Genomic DNA, 20,614 nt, shown 5'->3' with positions numbered 1-20,614 from the left:
TGCTGTTTGCAAATCAGTGACTCTCGTGTTCCAAGAGACGCTTCAGATACTTTCCATATCCGTTTTTGATCAATGGAGCCGCCAACGCGAGTAATTGCTCGTCCGAAATCCACCCCTTGCGCCATGCCAGTTCTTCAGGGCAAGCGACTTTAAGGCCTTGTCGGTTTTCCAGCGTTGCAATGAAATGACTCGCCTCAAGAAGAGACTCATGAGTTCCCGTATCCAACCAGGCATAGCCCCTTCCCATGATTTCTACCGAGAGACTGTTGCGCTCTAGATAGACGCGGTTCACATCCGTGATTTCCAGTTCGCCACGCTCAGAAGGCTTGATGCTTTTAGCGATTTCCACAACATCGGCATCATAGAAATACAGACCAGTCACAGCGTAGCTGGATTTGGGCACTGTTGGCTTTTCTTCCAGGCTGATAGCCTTGCCTGACTTATCAAACTCAACAACGCCGTAGCGCTCAGGGTCGTTTACATGATATGCAAAGACACTGGCTCCGCTATCACGCTGCATGGCATTTGCCAGAAGTTCCTGGAAATCATGCCCATGATAAATATTATCGCCAAGCACCAACGCACATGCACTACCGTCGAGAAACTCCTCGCCGATAATGAAAGCTTGTGCCAGCCCGTCCGGAGAGGGCTGGACAGCGTAGCTTAAATTGATACCCCACTTTGCGCCGTCGCCAAGAAGCTGCTCGAAACGAGGCGTATCCTGTGGCGTGGAAATAATCAATATATCTCTGATCCCCGCCAGCATTAATGTGCTGAGGGGGTAATAAATCATCGGCTTATCGAAAACCGGAAGGAGCTGCTTTGAAATTGCGAGGGTTGCTGGATGCAAACGCGTACCAGAGCCACCCGCTAGAATTATACCTTTACGATACATAATCATCCCTGCCTAGCTATATCAGAAAGCGTTCTTTTCACACAAATCTTCCAGTCCGGAATACTTATATTGAACACATCTTGAATTTTACTATTATCGAGTCGCGAATTTTTGGGTCTAATTGCTTTAGTGGGATACTCAGAACTGCTAACTGCACGGATATCGAGTTCAGAACAACTCAACTTAACGCCCAATCCAATTGCTTCAGACACTAAATAACAAGCATATTCATACCAACTTGCAAATCCCGACGCCACCAAGTGATAAACTCCACTCAGATCTTCAGAGCTTGTACCATTTACAATTCGATAAAGACAAAGTGCAGTAACATCAGCAACGAGCGAGGCACTTGTTGGCGCACCAGTTTGATCATCCACCACTGAGAAACTGTCTTTGGTCTCCGCTAGACGCAGTATTGTTTTTGCAAAATTACTTCCCCGCGAAGAGTGAATCCAACTCGTCCTCAACAGCAGATAATTACACCCACTTGTAATAACTGCATACTCACCATTGGCCTTTGATCTTCCATAGGCACTCAGAGGATTAGGAACATCCTCCTCAGAATACGGAAGCACCGCCACACCATCAAAGACATAATCCGTTGAGTAATGAACCAGCCAAACGTTATTAAGCGAAGCATACTCCGCTAACACTTTAACTAAATCAAAATTGATTTTCTGGGCTTCATCTTCGAAAGACTCAGCCAAGTCGACCGCATTGTAGGCCGCTGCGTTGACAATAACATCAGGGCGCTCATGCTCCAGATAAGTTGACAAGGCTTCTAGATCAGTCAAGTCAACTTTGCTGCGATCACAAGGCACTACGTTTCCAAGTGGGGACAGAGAGCGTTGTAACTCCCAACCTACTTGTCCATTACTTCCAAGCAGCACAATTTTTCTCATACGTACTGCCTGCTTACCCACTCTCGATAAGCACCGCTCGTGACGTTACCTACCCACACCTGATTGTCGAGGTACCATTCGACAGTCTTTCGAATACCCGTCTCGAACGTCTCCGCTGGCTTCCAGCCCAATTCACGCTCAAGCTTCCGAGCGTCAATTGCGTAGCGGCGATCGTGGCCTGGACGGTCTGTCACATACGCGATCTGCTGGTTATATGGCTGGCCATCGGCACGCGGACGCAACTCGTCGAGCAAACTGCAAACAGTGTGTACGATCTCGAGGTTTGGCTTCTCGTTCCATCCGCCAACGTTGTAGGTTTCGCCAACCACCCCTGCTTCCAATACGCGACGAATAGCGCTGCAATGGTCTTTGACATAGAGCCAATCGCGAATTTGTTGGCCGTCGCCATAAACAGGCAATGATTTACCGGCGAGCGCGTTGACGATCATCAACGGAATAAGTTTTTCCGGGAAATGATAAGGCCCGTAGTTATTCGAGCAGTTGGTAGTCAGTACAGGCAAACCATAGGTGTGGTGGTAGGCTCGCACCAAGTGATCACTAGCAGCCTTACTTGCAGAATAGGGGCTATTCGGTTCGTACTGATGAGTTTCGGTGAACGCCGGATCATCTTTAGCCAGCGAGCCATAGACCTCATCGGTGGAAACGTGCAAGAAGCGGAACGCTTCTTTGGCGCCTGACTCGAGTCCGCCCCAATAGGCACGTACTGCTTCCAGAAGACGGAAGGTGCCGACGATGTTCGTTTCGATGAAATCTTCAGGACCATGAATAGAGCGGTCAACGTGCGATTCAGCAGCAAAATTCAGGATCGCACGAGGCTTATGCTCGTTTAACAGGCGAGCTATCAGCGCACCGTCACCGATATCGCCTTGCACAAATACGTGGCGCGCATCTTTGTCCAGACTGGCCAGGCTTTCCAGGTTGCCGGCATAGGTCAGTTTGTCCAGGTTGATCACCTGTTCATCCGACTGCGCCAGCCAGTCCAGTACAAAGTTCGCCCCGATAAAACCGGCTCCGCCGGTGACTAAGATGGTCATAAATTTAGATCTTTTTCAGTAGAACTACGAGAATAAGCCCCAGATTTCCAAGCAGTGTCTGCCGGTAAATACCAGCCCGCTGGAATCCCAGGATTCTTGAGAAGAGTTTCTGCTTGCGTGCTTTTTTGAAGCGATCCAACGTCACCTGGTGCTCAGGGCTCAGACGATGATGCATTGCTTCGAGCGCTTTGATGATCTGATCATTCCACTTGCTGAACCGGCCCTGGTAAATCAGCGGTATGCGCTTGAGACGCGCAGACCAACCGGAGTTTCCACCAATCAGGTTTTCGTCGTGCTGGCGATACAACAACGTCGGTTCAGGATCGTAGTGAACCTCGCCCCCCGCACCGGAAACAAGCAAATAAGCCCACCAATCGTGACATGGAACATCCAAGTCATAGCCTGCCTCAAGCAAAAGCTTTTGGGTCGCCCTGTTAAATACCATGGTGTTACCGCCACCAATGCTTTGAACGAGAGCGTTCGAGAAACTTGGTGGAAGGTTAAACCGGGGCGAATACCCAAACGAATGACCTGATTCACCGATCAGTTCTGTGCGACCACAGTACAGTGCAGGGACATCACCGGGGATACCCTGCAGCGATTCAAGCGCCTTCTGGAGCTTGAAATCCCTCCAGATGTCGTCTTGATCAGACCAGGCAAAGAAGTCCGCATCGATATCAGCTCGGCAGGCGAGAGACAGGAAATTGGCTACAAACCCTCTCTTGGGGCCTGCCGCGATGTGGACGCGCTCTGCGCCCATCTTTACTCGGAATGCTTGCAGGATTGTCAGTGTCTCGTCCTGAGAGCCATCGTCGGAAACATATAGCTTCCAATTGCGATACGTCTGACGTTCGAGTGAGTCGAGTTGCTCAGCGAGAAATGATGCACCGTTGTATGTACACATAAGGATTGCGACGTCCGCAACACGCTCACCAGCTACCTGGGCGGCATTATCTGTACCAAAACTCTGGCTGGAAACCGTCACAAAATCCCTCTTTGCACGAACCGTCGCTCCGCAAAGAGCGCCATCACATATAAAAAAGCCAGTCAATATTTGCTTTTGTTCTTACCAAGCAATGCTACATTCTACATCAATTGATGCAACGCACACTTAAAAAAGCGACGACAGCCACCACCATCAGCGCTTACCTCGCCCCTCCACTCAGCAGTGCAAGCGAAGACTAAAGCAGCTTTATCGCAACGAGCCGTATCGAGCCCGGCCCCTCCCCGCACGCCATGCTCACAAAAGCAATCCCGCATCCCGCCACGAGAATCCGACAGCTTTCAGGGATAGCAAAAAAGACAGGCCGCACGGGACGCGGAGGCATAAATCATCTCTGTCACGTACACCGCACAATTAAAGGGAGCCACCACCACGGATCACCTTGGAGGCCATCACTGAGCTCACAATGATTTTTAAACTTTCAACCTTTATTTTTTACCAGTATCTTTAACCAGCAAACAAAAAAGAATAATACTTTGTCGCGCATCCGACGCCGGCAACTCCACGCACTGAACGACAGCCTGAACAGTTGCATACCATGCAGTGGGAGCCAACTCGCTACAAAAGGATCAAACTCCTGCCCCGTTAGTCGAGCAATGAATTGCACCTGACTGAACCACCAACCATCATGGATAGTTTTGTATCGAGAAATTAAAGACCGAAGCCCCGTATTGGCACCTACTTGATTACGATCGTGCTGACGATACAGCATAGAGGGCACTGGATCGATATACCAACGATATCCACAGCTCCGTGCGTATGCGTAGAAAAACCAATCATGCAGAGTCACCCCCTGCAAAACTTCCCAGTTGGCAAGCACCGAAGATTTAATGGACTGTGACAACCTGTTGCTAAAGACATAGGTACAACCCGGACCAGCCGCTTCAAACAGATAATCCCATTTAGCTTGAGGCTGAGCCTTATCTAATAAACACGTCTTACCATCTAACCAGAAAGCAGTGACGTTACTGGAATATGCATCAGCCTCCTGCTGCTCAAGACCAGCCACAGCACGCTGCAACTTATCTACGCACCAGATATCATCCTGATCAGCAAAAGCAATAAAATCAAACCCGTCGAATTCAACATCACGAATCAGTCGAAAAAAATTGCGCGACGCCCCCCCAAACTTTCCAGCTTCGGGCAGTACAATGACATTCGATACTTTCGTTGCCAACGCCGCACACCAAACTTCCGTACCATCAATGGAAGGATCGACACTGATATATACGGTAACATCCACCCCTGACTGAGCAAAAATTGAAGCCATTTGCTCTTCAATCCACTGCATGCCATTGTAAGCGGCCAACAAAACCGCAACTTTTGGTAATTTTCCTGACATGCCATCCCACTTGTAACGTTAAACTTGAAAACTGAAAACCTCAGACAACAAGCCCGCACAGGAACTTTCCGAAGATTTAAATGCGCATAGCGTGCACACAGCAGCGAGCCTCAATACCGCTAGCATAGAAGAACGTAAAACGCTGACTTGCAGTTGATCAAAAACGGAGCCATCGTAACGGGAGATCACGACCACTAAAACCAACTCAGAGGAGCGCCTCAACCGTTAAGCAATCATTCACACCTCGAGCTTAGTCAGCCCTCAGTGCATTGTCACAATTTAAACAAAACGCTTGCGCGCCCCTTTAGCAAAACGCCCCAGAAACCAGGCGAGCATCGGCCCCACAATCATTCCGATCAGCAATGCCACGATCACAACGAGGGAGACAGGCAGCTGAGGCACCGACCATCCGAGAAACAACAACGACACTGACTGCTGATTTTCCAGCACGAACGCCAGGATCACCAGCACCAACAAAAGAACGAAAACACCAAGAAATATACGTTTGAGATTACGCATCTACACCCCCCCCCTGATAATAAGCAGCGCGGGTCAAACCCCCTCCTCCTCTTCCTCATTCACCCGGTCACGCAATTCCTTGCCCGGCTTGAAATGCGGAACGAACTTGCCGTCAAGGCTGACAGACTGACCGGTCTTTGGATTGCGACCGACGCGCGGCGCACGATAGTGCAGAGAAAAGCTGCCAAACCCACGGATCTCGATGCGATCACCGGTAGCCAGGCACTGGGACATTTGTTCAAGCATGGTCTTGATGGCCAGCTCCACATCCTTGGATGAGAGTAGCCCTTGATGGGTGACAATTCGTTCGATCAACTCCGACTTCGTCATATTTTTCCCTTCTTTTTCAAGCAGCTAGATCAGCGCTTGAAAGGTTTTAGCACGCCCGGAAGATTTTGAACAGCCCAGGGATTGACATATCTTTCTCGGCATCGTTACACCCGTTTTCATTACTCAAAAAAGCACCAAACCGGGTCAGAGCGCATTCAGCGACACATCACGAGCATGGTTCGAGTGACGTAGCCTGCGGGATTGAAGCCGAACGGATACTCATCTTCATCCTTCGCCTGATCAGATCGGGTGATCACCCTGTAACCCGCCCCCTTGCACTCCTTCGCCGCGCGCCTTTGACATTTTTCCCACCCTGACCCCAGACCAGAGCAGTCAATTTCTATACCACTGGCACCTCGCACAGCATGAGTCTTGGCACTCGTGGTACAGCCAGCCAATACCAACAACGCCATCAAGACAATAAATCTGTTCATCCACTTCCTTATGCCAGGCAATGCCCGACTACTGCACGACTAATACCCAGCTTAGTCGCGAATAGGCGATTGATCCGATTAAAGAAACAGACAACCAGGCAGAAGGATTGGTTTCACAACAAACCGGATACATCTCAAGCACCCTTCTCCACCAAATCGCAGGCACAAAAAAGGGCGACCGAAGTCGCCCTTTTCATGATCAAGCAGAACTTAGTTCTGTTTGGCCATTGCTTGACGCAGCAGTGCAGCCATAGTGGTGTCTGCTTCGCCTTCAGCTGCCGGAGCCGATTTCAGGCTCTGGATAGCTTCTTTCTCTTCAGCATCGTCTTTCGACTTGATCGAGAGCTGGATTACGCGGCTCTTGCGATCAACGCTGATGATCTTGGCTTCAACTTCCTGGCCTTCTTTCAGAACGTTGCGCGCGTCTTCAACGCGGTCACGGCTGATTTCGGAGGCTTTCAGGGTCGCTTCGATGTCGTCAGCCAGAACGATGATGGCGCCTTTGGCGTCAACTTCTTTCACGGTGCCAGTAACGATAGCGCCTTTGTCGTTAACCGAGACGTACTCGGAGAACGGATCGCTTTCCAGTTGCTTGATGCCCAGGGAGATGCGCTCGCGCTCTGGGTCAACCGACAGGATGACGGTGTCCAGCTCGTCGCCCTTCTTGAAACGACGTACGGCTTCTTCGCCCACTTCGTTCCAGGAGATGTCGGACAGGTGAACCAGACCGTCGATGCCGCCGTCCAGACCAATGAAGATACCGAAATCGGTGATCGACTTGATGGTGCCGGAGATCTTGTCGCCCTTGTTGAACTGGCCAGAGAAGTCTTCCCAAGGGTTCGACTTGCACTGCTTGATGCCCAGGGAGATACGACGACGCTCTTCGTCGATGTCCAGAACCATGACTTCCACTTCGTCGCCGACTTGTACGACTTTCGAAGGGTGGATGTTCTTGTTGGTCCAGTCCATTTCCGAAACGTGTACCAGACCTTCAACGCCTTCTTCCAGCTCAGCGAAGCAGCCGTAGTCGGTCAGGTTGGTTACACGAGCGGTAACGCGAGTGCTTTCTGGGTAACGGGCTTTGATAGCAACCCATGGATCTTCGCCCAGTTGCTTGAGGCCCAGGGAAACACGGTTGCGTTCGCGATCGTATTTCAGAACCTTGACGTCGATTTCGTCACCAACGTTGACGATCTCGGAAGGATGCTTGATGCGCTTCCAGGCCATGTCGGTGATGTGCAGCAGGCCGTCCACGCCACCCAGATCGACGAATGCGCCGTAATCGGTGAGGTTTTTGACGATACCTTTGACTTGCTGGCCTTCCTGCAGGGATTCCAGCAGAGCTTCACGCTCGGCGGAGTTCTCGGCTTCCAGGACGCTGCGACGGGAAACGACAACGTTGTTGCGCTTCTGGTCCAGCTTGATGACCTTGAATTCCAGCTCTTTGCCTTCCAGGTGCGCGGTGTCGCGCACTGGACGGACGTCAACCAGGGAACCTGGCAGGAACGCACGGATGCCGTTAACGTCGACAGTGAAGCCGCCTTTAACCTTACCGTTGATAACGCCCTTGACCACTTCCTCAGCTGCGAAGGCTGCTTCCAGAACGATCCAGCATTCAGCGCGCTTGGCTTTTTCACGGGACAGCTTGGTTTCACCGAAACCGTCTTCAACCGAATCCAGAGCAACGTGAACTTCGTCACCGACATTGATAGTCAGGTCACCAGCATCGTTGTAGAACTGTTCCAGCGGGATGAGTGCTTCAGACTTCAGACCAGCGTGAACGGTTACCCAGCGAGCCTGGTAATCGATATCAACGATAACACCGGTGATGATGGAGCCTGCCTGAAGGTTCAGGGTCTTTAGGCTTTCTTCAAAGAGTTCCGCAAAGCTTTCGCTCATTTTAATTCCTGTAGATGAGGGCGAAGAATACGCCCATCTCCACACCCCAGACGGCGTGGGTTAGTTTCATTTAAAAGAAGCGCTGCAGGACTATGACTGGTCCCCTGCGGCCTTCTTGGTCACCCGGCGATATCGCGAATGGCGATCTCGCTCATGATGCGTTCAAGCACCTGATCGATGGACAACTCCGTGGAATCCAGCTGTATCGCATCTGCCGCCGGTTTGAGCGGGGCTACTGCGCGCTGGGTATCACGCTCGTCGCGTGCACGGATCTCATCTAGCAGACTCGACAGACTAACACCCTCGACTTTGCCCTTCAACTGCAAATATCGGCGGCGCGCCCGTTCCTCGGCACTGGCGGTGAGGAAAATCTTCAGCGGCGCATCAGGAAAAACCACAGTACCCATGTCACGACCATCGGCCACCAGGCCCGGTACCTCCTGAAAAGCACGCTGGCGCTGCAGCAGCGCCTCGCGGACTGCCGGCAATGCAGCCACCTGAGAAGCACCGGAACCGACGCTTTCAGTGCGGATGACATCGCTGACTTCATCACCTTCCAGAATGATGCGCTGCAGCTGACCGTCGGTCGCCGCGATGAACTGCACATCCAGATGAGCGGCCAGTTTCTTCAACAGCTCTTCATTGGTCAGGTCGACACCATGATTGTGCGCAGCGAACGCCAGCAGGCGATACAGCGCACCGGAATCCAGCAGGTTCCAGCCCAGACGCTTGGCCAGAATCCCGGCGACCGTGCCCTTGCCCGAACCGCTTGGCCCATCGATGGTGATGACCGGTGCAATGTTTTTCACGACTGAGCCTCTTGAACCACACGAATGCCGACCTGCGCGCACAGCGCGAGGAAGTTCGGGAACGACGTCGCGACGTTGGCGCAATCATGGATGCGGATCGGGGCAGTGGCGCGCAGCGAAGCGACGCTGAAAGCCATGGCGATACGGTGATCACCGTGACCATGCACTTCGCCACCACCGATCTGGCCGCCATCGATGATGATGCCGTCCGGGGTCGGCTGGCACTTGACGCCCAGCGCCAGCAAGCCGTCCGCCATGACTTGAATACGATCCGATTCCTTGACGCGCAGCTCTTCGGCACCGGTCAGCACGGTACGGCCTTCGGCGCAGGCCGCCGCCACGAACAGCACCGGAAATTCGTCGATGGCCAGTGGCACCAGCGCTTCCGGAATCTCGATACCTTTCAGTTTAGCCGCTCGCACGCGCAGGTCAGCTACAGGTTCGCCGCCGACTTCACGCTGGTTTTCCAGGGTGATATCAGCGCCCATCAGGCGCAGGATGTCGATCACACCGGTACGCGTCGGGTTGATGCCGACGTGTTCCAGCACCAGCTCGGAGCCTTCAGCGATCGAGGCCGCCACCAGAAAGAACGCCGACGACGAGATGTCGCCCGGCACTTCGATGTGGGTCGCGGTCAGCTTGCCGCCGGATTCGACCGACGCCGTGGCGCCATCGACGCTTACTGGATAGCCGAAACCACGCAGCATGCGCTCGGTGTGGTCGCGGGTCGGCGCCGGTTCAGTGACGGTGGTCTTGCCTTCGGCGTACAGACCCGCCAGCAGCAGACAGGACTTCACCTGAGCACTGGCCATCGGCATGGTGTAGGTCAGCCCCTTGAGCTTGTGACCGCCACGAATGGTCATCGGCGGACGACCTTCGGCAGCGGTTTCGATCACGGCGCCCATTTCACGCAGCGGGTTGGCCACGCGATTCATCGGACGCTTGGACAGCGACGCATCACCGGTCAGGGTGCTGTCGAAGTTCTGCGCCGCCAGCAGGCCGGACAACAGACGCATCGAAGTGCCGGAGTTGCCCAGATAGATCGGACCCGGCGCCGGCTTCAAGCCATGCAGGCCGACGCCGTGAATGGTCACACGACCGTGGTGCGGGCCTTCGATGACCACGCCCATGTCGCGAAAAGCCTGCAAGGTCGCCAGGGCATCTTCGCCCTCGAGGAACCCTTCAACCTCGGTCACGCCTTCGGCCAGCGAGCCGAGCATGATCGAACGGTGGGAAATCGATTTGTCACCTGGTACGCGAATCCGACCGGACAGGCGGCCACCAGGTTGAGCCAGGAAAATCAGATCGTTGGAATTCATAGCGTCCACATAGGCCCTGCGGGCCAGGATTTTACTGAAATGCTCGCGGGCAACCCGGGCGCGCGTGAAGACGCCCAACAATTGGTGCCCATCCCCTGCATCGACCGCGTCGCGCAAGGCGTCGAGGTCGCTGCGAAATGTATCGAGTGTGCGCAGGACAGCCTCGCGGTTGGCGAGGAAGATGTCGTGCCACATCACCGGGTCGCTTCCGGCGATTCTTGTGAAATCGCGGAAACCGCCCGCAGCGTAACGGAAGATCTCAAGGTTTTCATTGCGTTTGGCCAACGAGTCGACCAGACCGAAGGCCAGCAGGTGCGGCAGATGACTGGTCGCCGCCAACACTTCATCGTGGCGCTCGACCTGCATGTGCTCGACGTCGGCACCCAGTTCGCGCCACAAGCGATCGACCACCGCCAGTGCGGCCGGGTCGGTTTGCTCGAGCGGCGTCAGAATCACTTTGTGCCGCCGGAACAGCTCGGCATTGGAAGCTTCCACCCCACTCTGCTCGGAACCGGCAATCGGATGCCCCGGGACGAAACGCGCCGGCATGCCACCGAACGCCTCGGTCGCCGCGCGCACCACATTGCCCTTGGCGCTGCCGACATCGGTCAGAATCGCCTGACCCAGATCGACGCTCGCCAGACGGGCCAGCACCTTCTCCATGGCCAGAATCGGCACCGCCAGTTGAATCACGTCGGCGCCCTGACACGCAGCGATCAGGTCATCCTCGCAACGATCCACCACGCCCAACTCGACCGCCAGCTTGCGCGATTGCGGGTCGAGATCGACCCCGACCACCTCACGGCAGATACCGCTTTCACGCAAGCCTTTGGCAAACGAACCACCGATCAATCCCAGACCGACGACCACAAGGCGACCGATCATAGGTGCAGCAGATTGCAGAGCAGTGACATCACCCACGAGCCAGAACCTTACGCAGCGCTTCGAGGAAGCGGCTGTTTTCCGCCGGCAGACCGATGGTCACCCGCAGGTGGTTCGGCATGCCGTAGTTGGCCACCGGACGCACGATTACGCCTTCACGCAGCAGGCCCTGGAAAATCGGCGCTGCCACCTGACCGAGGTCGACGCAAATAAAGTTGCCTTTGGACTCGATCCAGCTCAGACCCAACTCACGGAAACCATCCTGCAACTGCTGCATGCCGGATTCGTTGAGCTGACGGCTTTGCGCCAGATACTCCTCGTCCTTCAACGCCGCACAGGCCGCGGCCAGGGCCAGACTGTTGACGTTGAACGGCTGACGCACGCGGTTCAGCACGTCCGCCACCACCGCAGTGGACAGGCCATAACCTACGCGCAGCGCCGCCAGACCGTAGGCCTTGGAGAACGTGCGCGATACCAGCAGATTCGGGTACGCCGCGAGGAAGTCCAGACCGTCTGGCAGATCGCTGCCTTCGGCGTATTCGATGTACGCCTCGTCCAGCACCACCAGCACGTGCTCCGGCACGTCCTGCAGGAACTCGTCCAGCGCTTCGGCGCCGAACCAGGTGCCGGTCGGGTTGTTCGGGTTGGCGATAAACACCACGCGAGTGTTGGCGTCGATGGCCGCGAGCATCGCAGGCAGGTCATGCCCCCAATCCTTGGCCGGAACCACTTTGGCCTGCGCACCGACAGCCTGGGTGGCGATCGGGTAGACAGCGAACGCGTGCTCACTGAACACGGCGTTGAGGCCCGGCGCCAGATAGGCGCGCGCTACCAGCTCAAGAATGTCATTGGAGCCGTTGCCCAGGGTCACCTGATTCAGCTCGACACGGCACTGCTCGGCCAGCAGCGATTTCAGCGCAAAGCCGTTGCCGTCCGGATAACGGGTCAGCTCGGCCAGCTCTTCGCGAATCGCTGCCAGCGCTTTCGGGCTGGCGCCCAACGGGTTTTCATTGCTCGCCAGTTTGACGATTTTCGCCGGATCCAGATCCAGCTCGCGCGCCAGTTCGTCCACAGGCTTGCCCGGAACGTACGGCGAAAGTTGTTGCACGCCCGGCTGTGCCAGAGCGAGGAAGTTGCCACTCATTTGCTACCGCCCTTAGAGAACTGCTTTCGGGTAGGAACCCAGCACTTTGAGTGCTACTGCTTCCTGACTGATCTTTTCCAGCACGCCCTTGATCAACGGATCACGGTGGTGGCCGACGAAGTCGATGAAGAACACGTAAGTCCATTTGCCGCTGCGCGACGGACGGGTTTCGATCCGGGTCAGGTCGATCCCGTTGTCATGGAACGGCACCAGCAGCTCATGCAGCGCACCGGGCTTGTTGCTCATCGAAACGATGATCGAGGTCTTGTCGTCGCCGGTCGGCGGCACTTCCTGGTTACCGATCATCAGGAAGCGCGTCGAGTTGTCCGGACGGTCTTCGATCTTCTCGGCCAGACGGGTCAGGCCATACAGGCCTGCCGCCATGTCGCCGGCAATCGCCGCCGAGTTCCACTCACCCTTGACCCGCTTGGCCGCTTCGGCGTTGCTCGATACCGCCACGCGCTCGACATTCGGGTAATGCGCGTCCAGCCATTTGCGGCACTGGGCCAGCGATTGCGCATGGGAATAGATGCGACTGATGCTGTCAGTCTTGGTGTTTTCACCGACCAGCAAATGATGGTGAATGCGCAGCTCGACTTCGCCGCAGATCACCATGTCGTGTTCAAGGAAGCTGTCGAGGGTGTGGTTGACCGCGCCTTCGGTGGAGTTTTCCACCGGCACCACACCAAAGTTCACCGCCCCCGCCGCCACTTCACGGAACACTTCGTCGATCGCCGCCATCGGCTTGCTGATCACCGCGTGACCGAAGTGCTTCATGGCCGCCGCTTGGGTAAAGGTGCCTTCAGGGCCGAGGTAAGCCACTTTCAGCGGCTGCTCGAGCGCCAGGCACGAGGACATGATTTCGCGGAACAACCGCGCCATCTCTTCGTTACCCAGCGGCCCCTGATTGCGCTCCATCACCCGCTTGAGCACCTGAGCTTCACGCTCGGGACGATAGAACACCGGCACTTCGCCTTCGGCCAGCGAGGCCATCTTTACTCGCGCGACTTCCTGGGCGCAGCGGGCACGCTCGCTGATCAGCTCGAGGACCTTGCTGTCCAGAGCATCGATGCGAACGCGCAGTGCCTTGAGTTCTTGCTCGGACATCAGCCGTGTTCCTTCTCGAATTCAGCCATGTACGCCACCAGCGCATTGACGGCGGTGATGTCGACGGCGTTGTAGATGGAGGCGCGCATGCCGCCTACGGAGCGGTGGCCCTTGAGGTTGAGCAAGCCGCGCGCGTCGGCACCGGCCAGGAACGGCTTGTCCAGACGATCGTCAGCCAGACGGAACGGCACGTTCATCCACGAGCGGTCCGACTTGTTGATCGGGTTGCTGTAGAGACCACTGGCGTCGATGAAGTCGTACAGCGTGCGCTGCTTGACGTCATTGAGTTTAGCGATCGCTTCGACGCCGCCCTGCTCCTTCAGCCACTGGAACACCAGGCCGGAGAGGTACCAGGCCAGGGTCGGCGGCGTGTTGTACATCGAGCCGTTATCGGCCGCGACCTTGTAGTTGAGCATGGTCGGGCACAGCGAACGCGCCTTGCCCAGCAGGTCTTCGCGGATGATGTTGACGACGATGCCGCTCGGGCCGATGTTCTTCTGCGCGCCGGCGTAGATCATGCCGAATCGCGAGATATCGACCGGACGCGAGAGAATGTCCGACGACATGTCGGCCACCAGCGGTACGTCGCCGGTTTCCGGGATCCACTGGAATTCCAGACCACCGATGGTTTCGTTCGGCGCGTAGTGAACGTAAGCGGCGTCTTTCGACAGGCTCCACTCGTTCTGGCCCGGAATGGCGAAATAGTCATAAGGCTTGGCGGTGGCGGCAACGTTGACGTGGCCGTAGCGCGAGGCCTCTTCGATGGCTTTCTGCGACCAGATACCGGTGTCGATATAGTCGGCGCTGCCGTTTTCCGGCAACAGATTCAGCGGGATCTGCGCAAACTGCTGGCTGGCGCCACCCTGCAGAAACAGCACTTTATAGTTCGACGGGATATTCAGCAGGTCACGCAGGTCCTGCTCGGCCTGGGTGGCAATGGACACGAACTCATCACTGCGATGGCTCATTTCCATGACCGACAGCCCCTTGCCGTGCCAATCAAGGAGTTCACCCTGGGCACGTTGCAGTACAGCTTCAGGAAGCGCCGCAGGACCGGCACAGAAGTTATAGGCTCGCTTGCTCACATCCAATCTCGCTCTGATTTGATATCACGCATTAAATCGCATTAATCGTCGACACCGGAACGGCCCGGAAGCGCATCACCCTGTAGGAGTGAGCCTGCTCGCGATTGCATCACTGCGGTAGTTCAGATGCACCGCGGCGCCTGCATCGCGAGCAGGCTCACTCCTACAAGAGATCTCCGATGTTTCATACCGGACAAATAACAAGGGGGCGAATTTTCATCCGCCCCCTCGCTTGTCCGCTTATTCCTGCGGCTCTTCGTCAGCTGCGGCGTCGAGTTGCTGGTCCTCGGCAACGTCGTCGATCACGACATCCCCCTCGAACCCGGCACCCTCTTCACCTTCCAGCTCTTCGCCTTCGACTTCCGATGGCTCCTGAACCCGCTCCAGACCGACCAGGGTTTCATCCTTGGCCAGTTTGATCAGGGTCACGCCCTGGGTGTTACGACCCAGGCTCGACACTTCGTCGACACGGGTACGCACCAGAGTGCCCTGATCGGAGATCAGCATGATTTCTTCGCCGTCGAGCACCTGCACCGCACCGACCAGACGGCCGTTACGCTCGTTGCTGACCATGGCGATCACGCCCTGGCCGCCACGCTTGTACTCAGGGAACTCGGTGATCGCGGTGCGCTTGCCATAACCACGCTCGGAAGCGGTGAGGATCTGGCTGCCTTCTTCCGGGATCAGCATCGAAATCAGCTTCTGCCCTTCCGGCAGACGCATGCCGCGCACACCGCGGGCGGTACGGCCCATGGCACGTACATCGGACTCTTTGAAGCGCGTCACTTTGCCGCCGTCGGAGAACAGCATCACTTCGCGCTCGCCATCGGTGATGGCCGCGGAGATCAGCACGTCGCCTTCGTCCAGCTCCAGCGCGATCAGACCGACGCTGCGCTGACGACTGAAGGATTCCAGCGGGGTCTTCTTGACGGTGCCGTTGGCGGTCGCCATGAAGATGAAGTGACCTTCGGTGTATTCCTCGACCGGCAGCATGGTGGTGATGTATTCACCGTCATCCAGCGGCAGCAGGTTGACCAGCGGACGACCACGGGCGGCGCGGGACGCTTCCGGAATTTCGTAAGTCTTCAGCCAGTACACCTTGCCCTTGCTGGAGAACAGCAGCAGCGTGGTGTGGCTGTTGGCGACCAGCAGGTGAGCGATGTAGTCCTCATCCTTGACGCCGGTCGCCGACTTGCCTTTACCGCCACGACGCTGAGCCTGGTACGCAGCCAGCGGCTGGGTCTTGGCGTAGCCACCGTGGGAGATGGTCACGACGCGCTCTTCTTCCGGGATCATGTCACCCAGAGTCAGATCGAGGCGCGCATCGAGAATCTCGGTGCGGCGCACGTCGCCGTATTCGGCGCGGATCACTTCCAGCTCTTCGCGGATCACTTCCATCAGGCGCACGGCGCTGTTGAGGATGCGGATCAGCTCGCCGATCTGGTTGAGGATCTCTTGATACTCGGCCAGCAGCTTCTCGTGTTCCAGACCGGTCAGACGGTGCAGACGCAGTTCCAGAATGGCTTGCGCCTGTTCTGGCGACAGGAAGTACTTGCCTTCGCGCAGACCGTATTGCGGATCGAGGTTTTCCGGTCGGCACGAATCGGCACCGGCACGCTCCACCATCGCCACCACCGCCGAAGATTCCCAAGGCGTGCTGACCAGCGCTTCCTTGGCTTCCGACGGGGTCGGAGACGCCTTGATCAGGGCGATCACCGGGTCGATGTTCGACAGGGCAACGGCCTGACCTTCGAGGATGTGACCACGCTCGCGGGCCTTGCGCAGCTCGAACACGGTACGACGGGTGACGACTTCGCGACGGTGACGCACGAAGGCTTCCAGCAGATCCTTGAGGTTCAGGATACGTGGACGACCGTCGATCAGCGCGACGATGTTGATGCCGAATACCGATTGCAGCTGGGTCTGGGCGTAAAGGTTGTTGAGGATCACCTCAGGCACTTCGCCGCGACGCAGTTCGATCACGACGCGCATACCGTCCTTGTCGGACTCGTCGCGCAGCTCGGTGATGCCTTCGAGTTTCTTCTCTTTTACCAGTTCGGCGATCTTCTCGATCAGACGCGCCTTGTTCAGCTGGTAAGGGAGTTCGGTAATGACGATCTGCTGACGGCCACCGACCTTGTCGATGTCTTCGATGATCGAGCGGGCACGCATGTAAATGCGGCCGCGACCGGTGCGATAGGCTTCGATGATGCCGGCGCGACCGTTGATGATCGCGGCAGTCGGGAAGTCCGGACCGGGGATGTACTGCATCAGCTCATCGACGGTCAGCTCAGGGTTGTCGATGAGGGCCAGGCAACCGTCGATGACTTCACCGAGGTTGTGCGGCGGAATGTTGGTCGCCATGCCCACGGCGATACCGCTGGAGCCGTTGACCAGCAGGTTGGGGATGCGCGTCGGCATCACCGCCGGGATCATTTCGGTGCCGTCGTAGTTCGGCACCCAGTCCACGGTTTCCTTGTGCAGGTCGGCCAGCAACTCGTGCGCCAGCTTGGTCATGCGCACTTCGGTGTATCGCATGGCGGCAGCGTTGTCGCCGTCGACCGAACCGAAGTTGCCCTGACCGTCAACCAGCAGGTAGCGCAGGGAGAAAGGCTGAGCCATGCGGACGATGGTGTCGTACACCGCGGTATCACCGTGCGGGTGATACTTACCGATTACGTCACCGACAACACGGGCAGATTTCTTGTACGGCTTGTTGAAGTCGTTGCCCAGCTCGCTCATCGCGAACAGTACGCGACGGTGCACGGGCTTGAGGCCATCGCGCGCATCCGGCAGTGCACGGCCGACGATTACGCTCATCGCGTAGTCGAGATAGGACTGTTTCAGCTCGTCTTCGATATTGACCGGGAGGATTTCTTTGGCCAGTTCGCCCATGAGAAGCCTGATTCCTTTTTCTGGTGAAACTTCGTCATATCCATATGGGATGTACGAAGCTCGTCGGGGCAGGCTGAGTGCCATGCGCCGACTTACGACAAATCAACAATTCGGACCGTGGATTTGCGCAGTAAAGACAGCTCCGTGAAGCTGCCTCGGAAAACGCCGGATGTTATCACAAGAGCCGCCACGCACCTATCCCCCAGATGCGCATGGAGCATAGTTAGTTGACCGATGACAGGCGTAAAGGGGACGAGAGAGGCTCAGAGCTTCTTTGAATGCAGATTTGGGGCTTGATTTGGAGATGTTTATTGACTTTGATGGCCCTATCGCGAGCAGGCTCACTCCTACAGGGTTTGCGTTCGACACCAATCAATGTAGGAGCCAGCCTGCTGGCGATGGCGTCCTTTCAGACGCCACAGCCCATCAATGCAGGCGCTTGCGGCACATCAACTGGGCCATCTTCGCCGTATCCGGTCGCTCGACGATGCCCTTCTCGGTAACGATCGCATCGATCAGATCCGCCGGCGTCACGTCGAACACCGGGTTGAACGCCTCGACGTCCGCCCCCACGCGCTTACCACCGACTTCCAGCAGCTCGGCGCCGTCACGCTCCTCGATCGGGATGTCGTCGCCACTGGCCAGATGCATGTCGATGGTCGAACTCGGCGCCACCACCATGAAACGCACGCCGTGGTGCATGGCGTTGACCGCCAGTTGATAGGTGCCGATCTTGTTCGCCACGTCGCCATTGGCGGTGATGCGGTCAGCGCCGACGATCACCCAGGTCACGCCCTTGGTTTTCATGATGTGCGCAGCAGCCGAATCGGCATTGAGCGTTACCGGGATGCCTTCGTTCGCCAACTCCCACGCGGTCAGACGCGAGCCCTGCAGCCATGGCCGTGTTTCATCGGCATAAACCCGCTCGACCATGCCTTCCAGGTACGCCGCACGAATCACTCCCAGCGCAGTACCGAAACCGCCAGTGGCCAGGGCGCCGGTATTGCAGTGGGTGAGAATCGCCTGGGCATTGCCCTGGTGTTTGCGGATCAGGTCGACGCCGAGCTGAGCCATGGTCAGGTTGGCTTCGCGATCACTTTCATGAATGGCGATGGCCTCGGCTTCCAGCGCCGCCAGCGGATCGGCATTGTCCTTCAGGCGATCCAGTCGATCGTGCATGCGATTGAGCGCCCAGAACAGATTGACCGCCGTCGGGCGGGAATCGGCCAGCAGCGCGAAATCCTCCTCCAGCGCCGCGTACCAGTCACCGCCCTCGGCCACCCGGGCACGGGCCGCCAGCACAATGCCATAAGCCGCACTGATGCCGATGGCCGGCGCGCCACGCACCACCATCGAGCGAATGGCCTCAGCCACGCCGGCGGCGCTGGTGTAGGCAATCCAGGTTTCCTCGAACGGCAAAATACGCTGATCCAGCAGGTAAAGCGCGCCGTCACGCCAATCGATGGCCTTTACTTTCTCCGCAGCCAACAGTCGATCGCGCATCCCTCACCCCGCACTCATGAACAAAAGCCGCCGATTATAGCGATCCCCCCGCGAAGACGCTCGGGTATACTTCGCCATCCTTTACAAAAGCACTGGAACCGACCCTCGATGCCGAAACCTGCCATTGCGCTCGACTTATTATTGCTGCCGACCTGGCTGGTACCCGTCGAACCCGCAGGCGTTGTGCTCAAGGAGCATGGCCTGGGCATCCGCGACGGTCGCATCGTGTTTATCGGCCCGCGCGCCGAAGCATTGAAGTGTAACGCCACGGAAATCCGCGAGTTGCCGGACGTGCTGCTCAGCCCGGGCCTGATCAACGCCCACGGCCACGCGGCGATGACATTGTTCCGTGGCCTGGCCGACGATCTGCCGCTGATGACCTGGCTGGAAAATCACATCTGGCCGGCCGAGGCCAAATGGGTCGATGAAGAGTTCGTCCGTGATGGCACCGATCTGGCGATTGCCGAGCAGATCAAGGGTGGCATCACCTGCTTTTCCGACATGTATTTCTTCCCCAAAGTCGCCAGCGAGCGCGTGCACAACAGCGGCATTCGCGCGCAGATCGCGATTCCGATCCTCGATTTCCCGATCCCCGGCGCCGCCAGTGCCGACGAGGCCATTCGTCAGGGCGTCGAGCTGTTCGGCGATCTGAAGCATCACGAACGGATCAAGATCACCTTCGGCCCACATGCACCCTACACCGTGGGCGACGAGAACCTGGAAAAAATCCGTGTGATCGCCGAAGAGCTGGACGCGTCGATCCACATGCACGTCCACGAAACTGCCTTCGAAGTCCAGCAATCGCTGGAACATCGCGGCGAGCGGCCACTGGCCCGTCTCGGTCGTCTCGGCCTGCTCGGCCCGCGCTTCCAGGCCGTACACATGACTCAGATCAGCGATGACGATCTGGCATTGCTGGTAGAAAGCAACACCAGCGTGATCCACTGCCCGGAATCGAACCTGAAGCTGGCCAGCGGTTTCTGCCCGGTCGAGCGTCTGTGGCAGGCTGGCGTGAACGTCGCCGTCGGCACCGATGGCGCCGCCAGTAACAACGACCTCGATCTGCTCGGCGAAACCCGCACCGCCGCGCTGCTGGCCAAAGCCGTCGCTGGCTCGGCCACCGCGCTGGACGCCCATCGCGCGCTGCGCATGGCCACGCTCAACGGCGCCCGTGCCCTGGGCATCGAGGCGCAGGTCGGCTCGCTGGAGATCGGCAAGGCTGCGGACATCGTCGCGTTCGACCTGTCCGGCCTGGCCCAGCAACCGGTCTACGACCCGGTGTCGCAGCTTATCTATGCCACCGGCCGCGACTGCGTGAAACACCTGTGGGTCGCCGGCAAACAGTTACTCGACGACCGGCGCCTGACCCGCCTGGACGAACAACAGCTGGGCGTCACTGCCCGGGCCTGGGGCCAGCGCATCAGCGGCCACACCGAATCGTAAACACCGCGGAGCAGACTCCGCGGCTACAGCCCTTTTCAAGTTTTTCGA

17 protein-coding genes are annotated in these 20,614 nt (G+C 57.1%); 1 reads left to right on the top strand and 16 read right to left on the bottom strand.

Translation table 11 applies throughout. From position 1 onward, the window contains the following. Positions 1 to 13: 13 nt before the first annotated feature. From rfbA to mtnA, 16 genes are all read right to left on the bottom strand, one after another. Positions 14 to 895, bottom strand: coding sequence for a glucose-1-phosphate thymidylyltransferase RfbA (rfbA, locus tag JFU48_RS15905; RefSeq protein ID WP_123587539.1), 882 nt, complete (start codon positions 893 to 895; stop codon positions 14 to 16). A gap of 2 nt (positions 896 to 897) precedes the next feature. After that, positions 898 to 1,797 (bottom strand): dTDP-4-dehydrorhamnose reductase, encoded by a 900-nt coding sequence (gene rfbD, locus JFU48_RS15900; RefSeq protein ID WP_201136909.1) that lies wholly within the window; start codon positions 1,795 to 1,797, stop codon positions 898 to 900. After that, positions 1,794 to 2,852: a dTDP-glucose 4,6-dehydratase gene (rfbB, locus tag JFU48_RS15895; RefSeq protein ID WP_201136908.1), complete on the bottom strand. Its 1,059-nt coding sequence runs from the start codon at positions 2,850 to 2,852 to the stop codon at positions 1,794 to 1,796. The genes rfbD and rfbB overlap by 4 nt, the downstream gene beginning before the upstream one ends. A 4-nt stretch (positions 2,853 to 2,856) precedes the next feature. Next, the gene (locus tag JFU48_RS15890; RefSeq protein ID WP_342216038.1) at positions 2,857 to 3,837 is read right to left on the bottom strand and encodes a glycosyltransferase family 2 protein; all 981 of its coding nucleotides are present in this window, start codon (positions 3,835 to 3,837) and stop codon (positions 2,857 to 2,859) included. Positions 3,838 to 4,276: 439 nt separating this feature from the next. Next, complete coding sequence (locus JFU48_RS15885; RefSeq protein WP_201136907.1) at positions 4,277 to 5,197, bottom strand: glycosyltransferase; 921 nt, start codon at positions 5,195 to 5,197, stop codon at positions 4,277 to 4,279. Positions 5,198 to 5,476: 279 nt separating this feature from the next. Next, positions 5,477 to 5,716: a LapA family protein gene (locus tag JFU48_RS15880; protein WP_201136906.1), complete on the bottom strand. Its 240-nt coding sequence runs from the start codon at positions 5,714 to 5,716 to the stop codon at positions 5,477 to 5,479. Positions 5,717 to 5,749: 33 nt separating this feature from the next. Continuing rightward, the gene (gene ihfB / locus JFU48_RS15875; protein ID WP_003189779.1) at positions 5,750 to 6,046 is read right to left on the bottom strand and encodes an integration host factor subunit beta; all 297 of its coding nucleotides are present in this window, start codon (positions 6,044 to 6,046) and stop codon (positions 5,750 to 5,752) included. A gap of 155 nt (positions 6,047 to 6,201) precedes the next feature. Next, positions 6,202 to 6,480, bottom strand: a complete 279-nt coding sequence (locus tag JFU48_RS29960) for a hypothetical protein (protein ID WP_003226896.1) — start codon at positions 6,478 to 6,480, stop codon at positions 6,202 to 6,204. 210 nt (positions 6,481 to 6,690) lie between these two features. Beyond that, positions 6,691 to 8,379, bottom strand: coding sequence for a 30S ribosomal protein S1 (gene rpsA, locus JFU48_RS15870; protein ID WP_201136905.1), 1,689 nt, complete (start codon positions 8,377 to 8,379; stop codon positions 6,691 to 6,693). 119 nt (positions 8,380 to 8,498) lie between these two features. Then, positions 8,499 to 9,188 carry a (d)CMP kinase gene (cmk, locus tag JFU48_RS15865; protein ID WP_003226900.1) on the bottom strand — a complete coding sequence of 230 codons (690 nt, stop codon included), beginning with the start codon at positions 9,186 to 9,188 and terminating at the stop codon, positions 8,499 to 8,501. After that, positions 9,185 to 11,392 (bottom strand): bifunctional prephenate dehydrogenase/3-phosphoshikimate 1-carboxyvinyltransferase, encoded by a 2,208-nt coding sequence (locus tag JFU48_RS15860; protein WP_242486643.1) that lies wholly within the window; start codon positions 11,390 to 11,392, stop codon positions 9,185 to 9,187. The genes cmk and JFU48_RS15860 overlap by 4 nt, the downstream gene beginning before the upstream one ends. Positions 11,393 to 11,420: 28 nt before the next feature. Next, a complete protein-coding gene (gene hisC, locus JFU48_RS15855; protein ID WP_003226905.1) occupies positions 11,421 to 12,533 on the bottom strand; it encodes a histidinol-phosphate transaminase in 1,113 nt (370 codons plus the stop codon). A 12-nt stretch (positions 12,534 to 12,545) separates the two neighbouring features. Continuing rightward, positions 12,546 to 13,640: a prephenate dehydratase gene (gene pheA / locus JFU48_RS15850; RefSeq protein ID WP_003226907.1), complete on the bottom strand. Its 1,095-nt coding sequence runs from the start codon at positions 13,638 to 13,640 to the stop codon at positions 12,546 to 12,548. Beyond that, positions 13,640 to 14,725: a 3-phosphoserine/phosphohydroxythreonine transaminase gene (serC, locus tag JFU48_RS15845; protein WP_103484384.1), complete on the bottom strand. Its 1,086-nt coding sequence runs from the start codon at positions 14,723 to 14,725 to the stop codon at positions 13,640 to 13,642. Before serC ends, pheA begins: the two co-directional genes overlap by 1 nt. A 240-nt stretch (positions 14,726 to 14,965) precedes the next feature. Beyond that, on the bottom strand, positions 14,966 to 17,620 hold the full coding sequence (gene gyrA, locus JFU48_RS15840; protein WP_003226910.1) for a DNA gyrase subunit A: 2,655 nt from the start codon (positions 17,618 to 17,620) through the stop codon (positions 14,966 to 14,968). Between the two features lie 426 nt (positions 17,621 to 18,046). Further along, on the bottom strand, positions 18,047 to 19,123 hold the full coding sequence (gene mtnA / locus JFU48_RS15835; RefSeq protein WP_003226912.1) for an S-methyl-5-thioribose-1-phosphate isomerase: 1,077 nt from the start codon (positions 19,121 to 19,123) through the stop codon (positions 18,047 to 18,049). Positions 19,124 to 19,231: 108 nt separating this feature from the next. Between mtnA and JFU48_RS15830 the strand changes: the two genes are divergently transcribed. Beyond that, positions 19,232 to 20,566, top strand: coding sequence for a TRZ/ATZ family hydrolase (locus tag JFU48_RS15830; protein ID WP_103484387.1), 1,335 nt, complete (start codon positions 19,232 to 19,234; stop codon positions 20,564 to 20,566). Positions 20,567 to 20,614: the final 48 nt, after the last annotated feature.

Source organism: Pseudomonas sp. TH49, from assembly GCF_016650625.1.
Classification (GTDB): Bacteria; Pseudomonadota; Gammaproteobacteria; order Pseudomonadales; family Pseudomonadaceae; genus Aquipseudomonas; species Aquipseudomonas fluorescens_H.
This window is presented reverse-complemented; position numbering and strand designations above follow the sequence as displayed.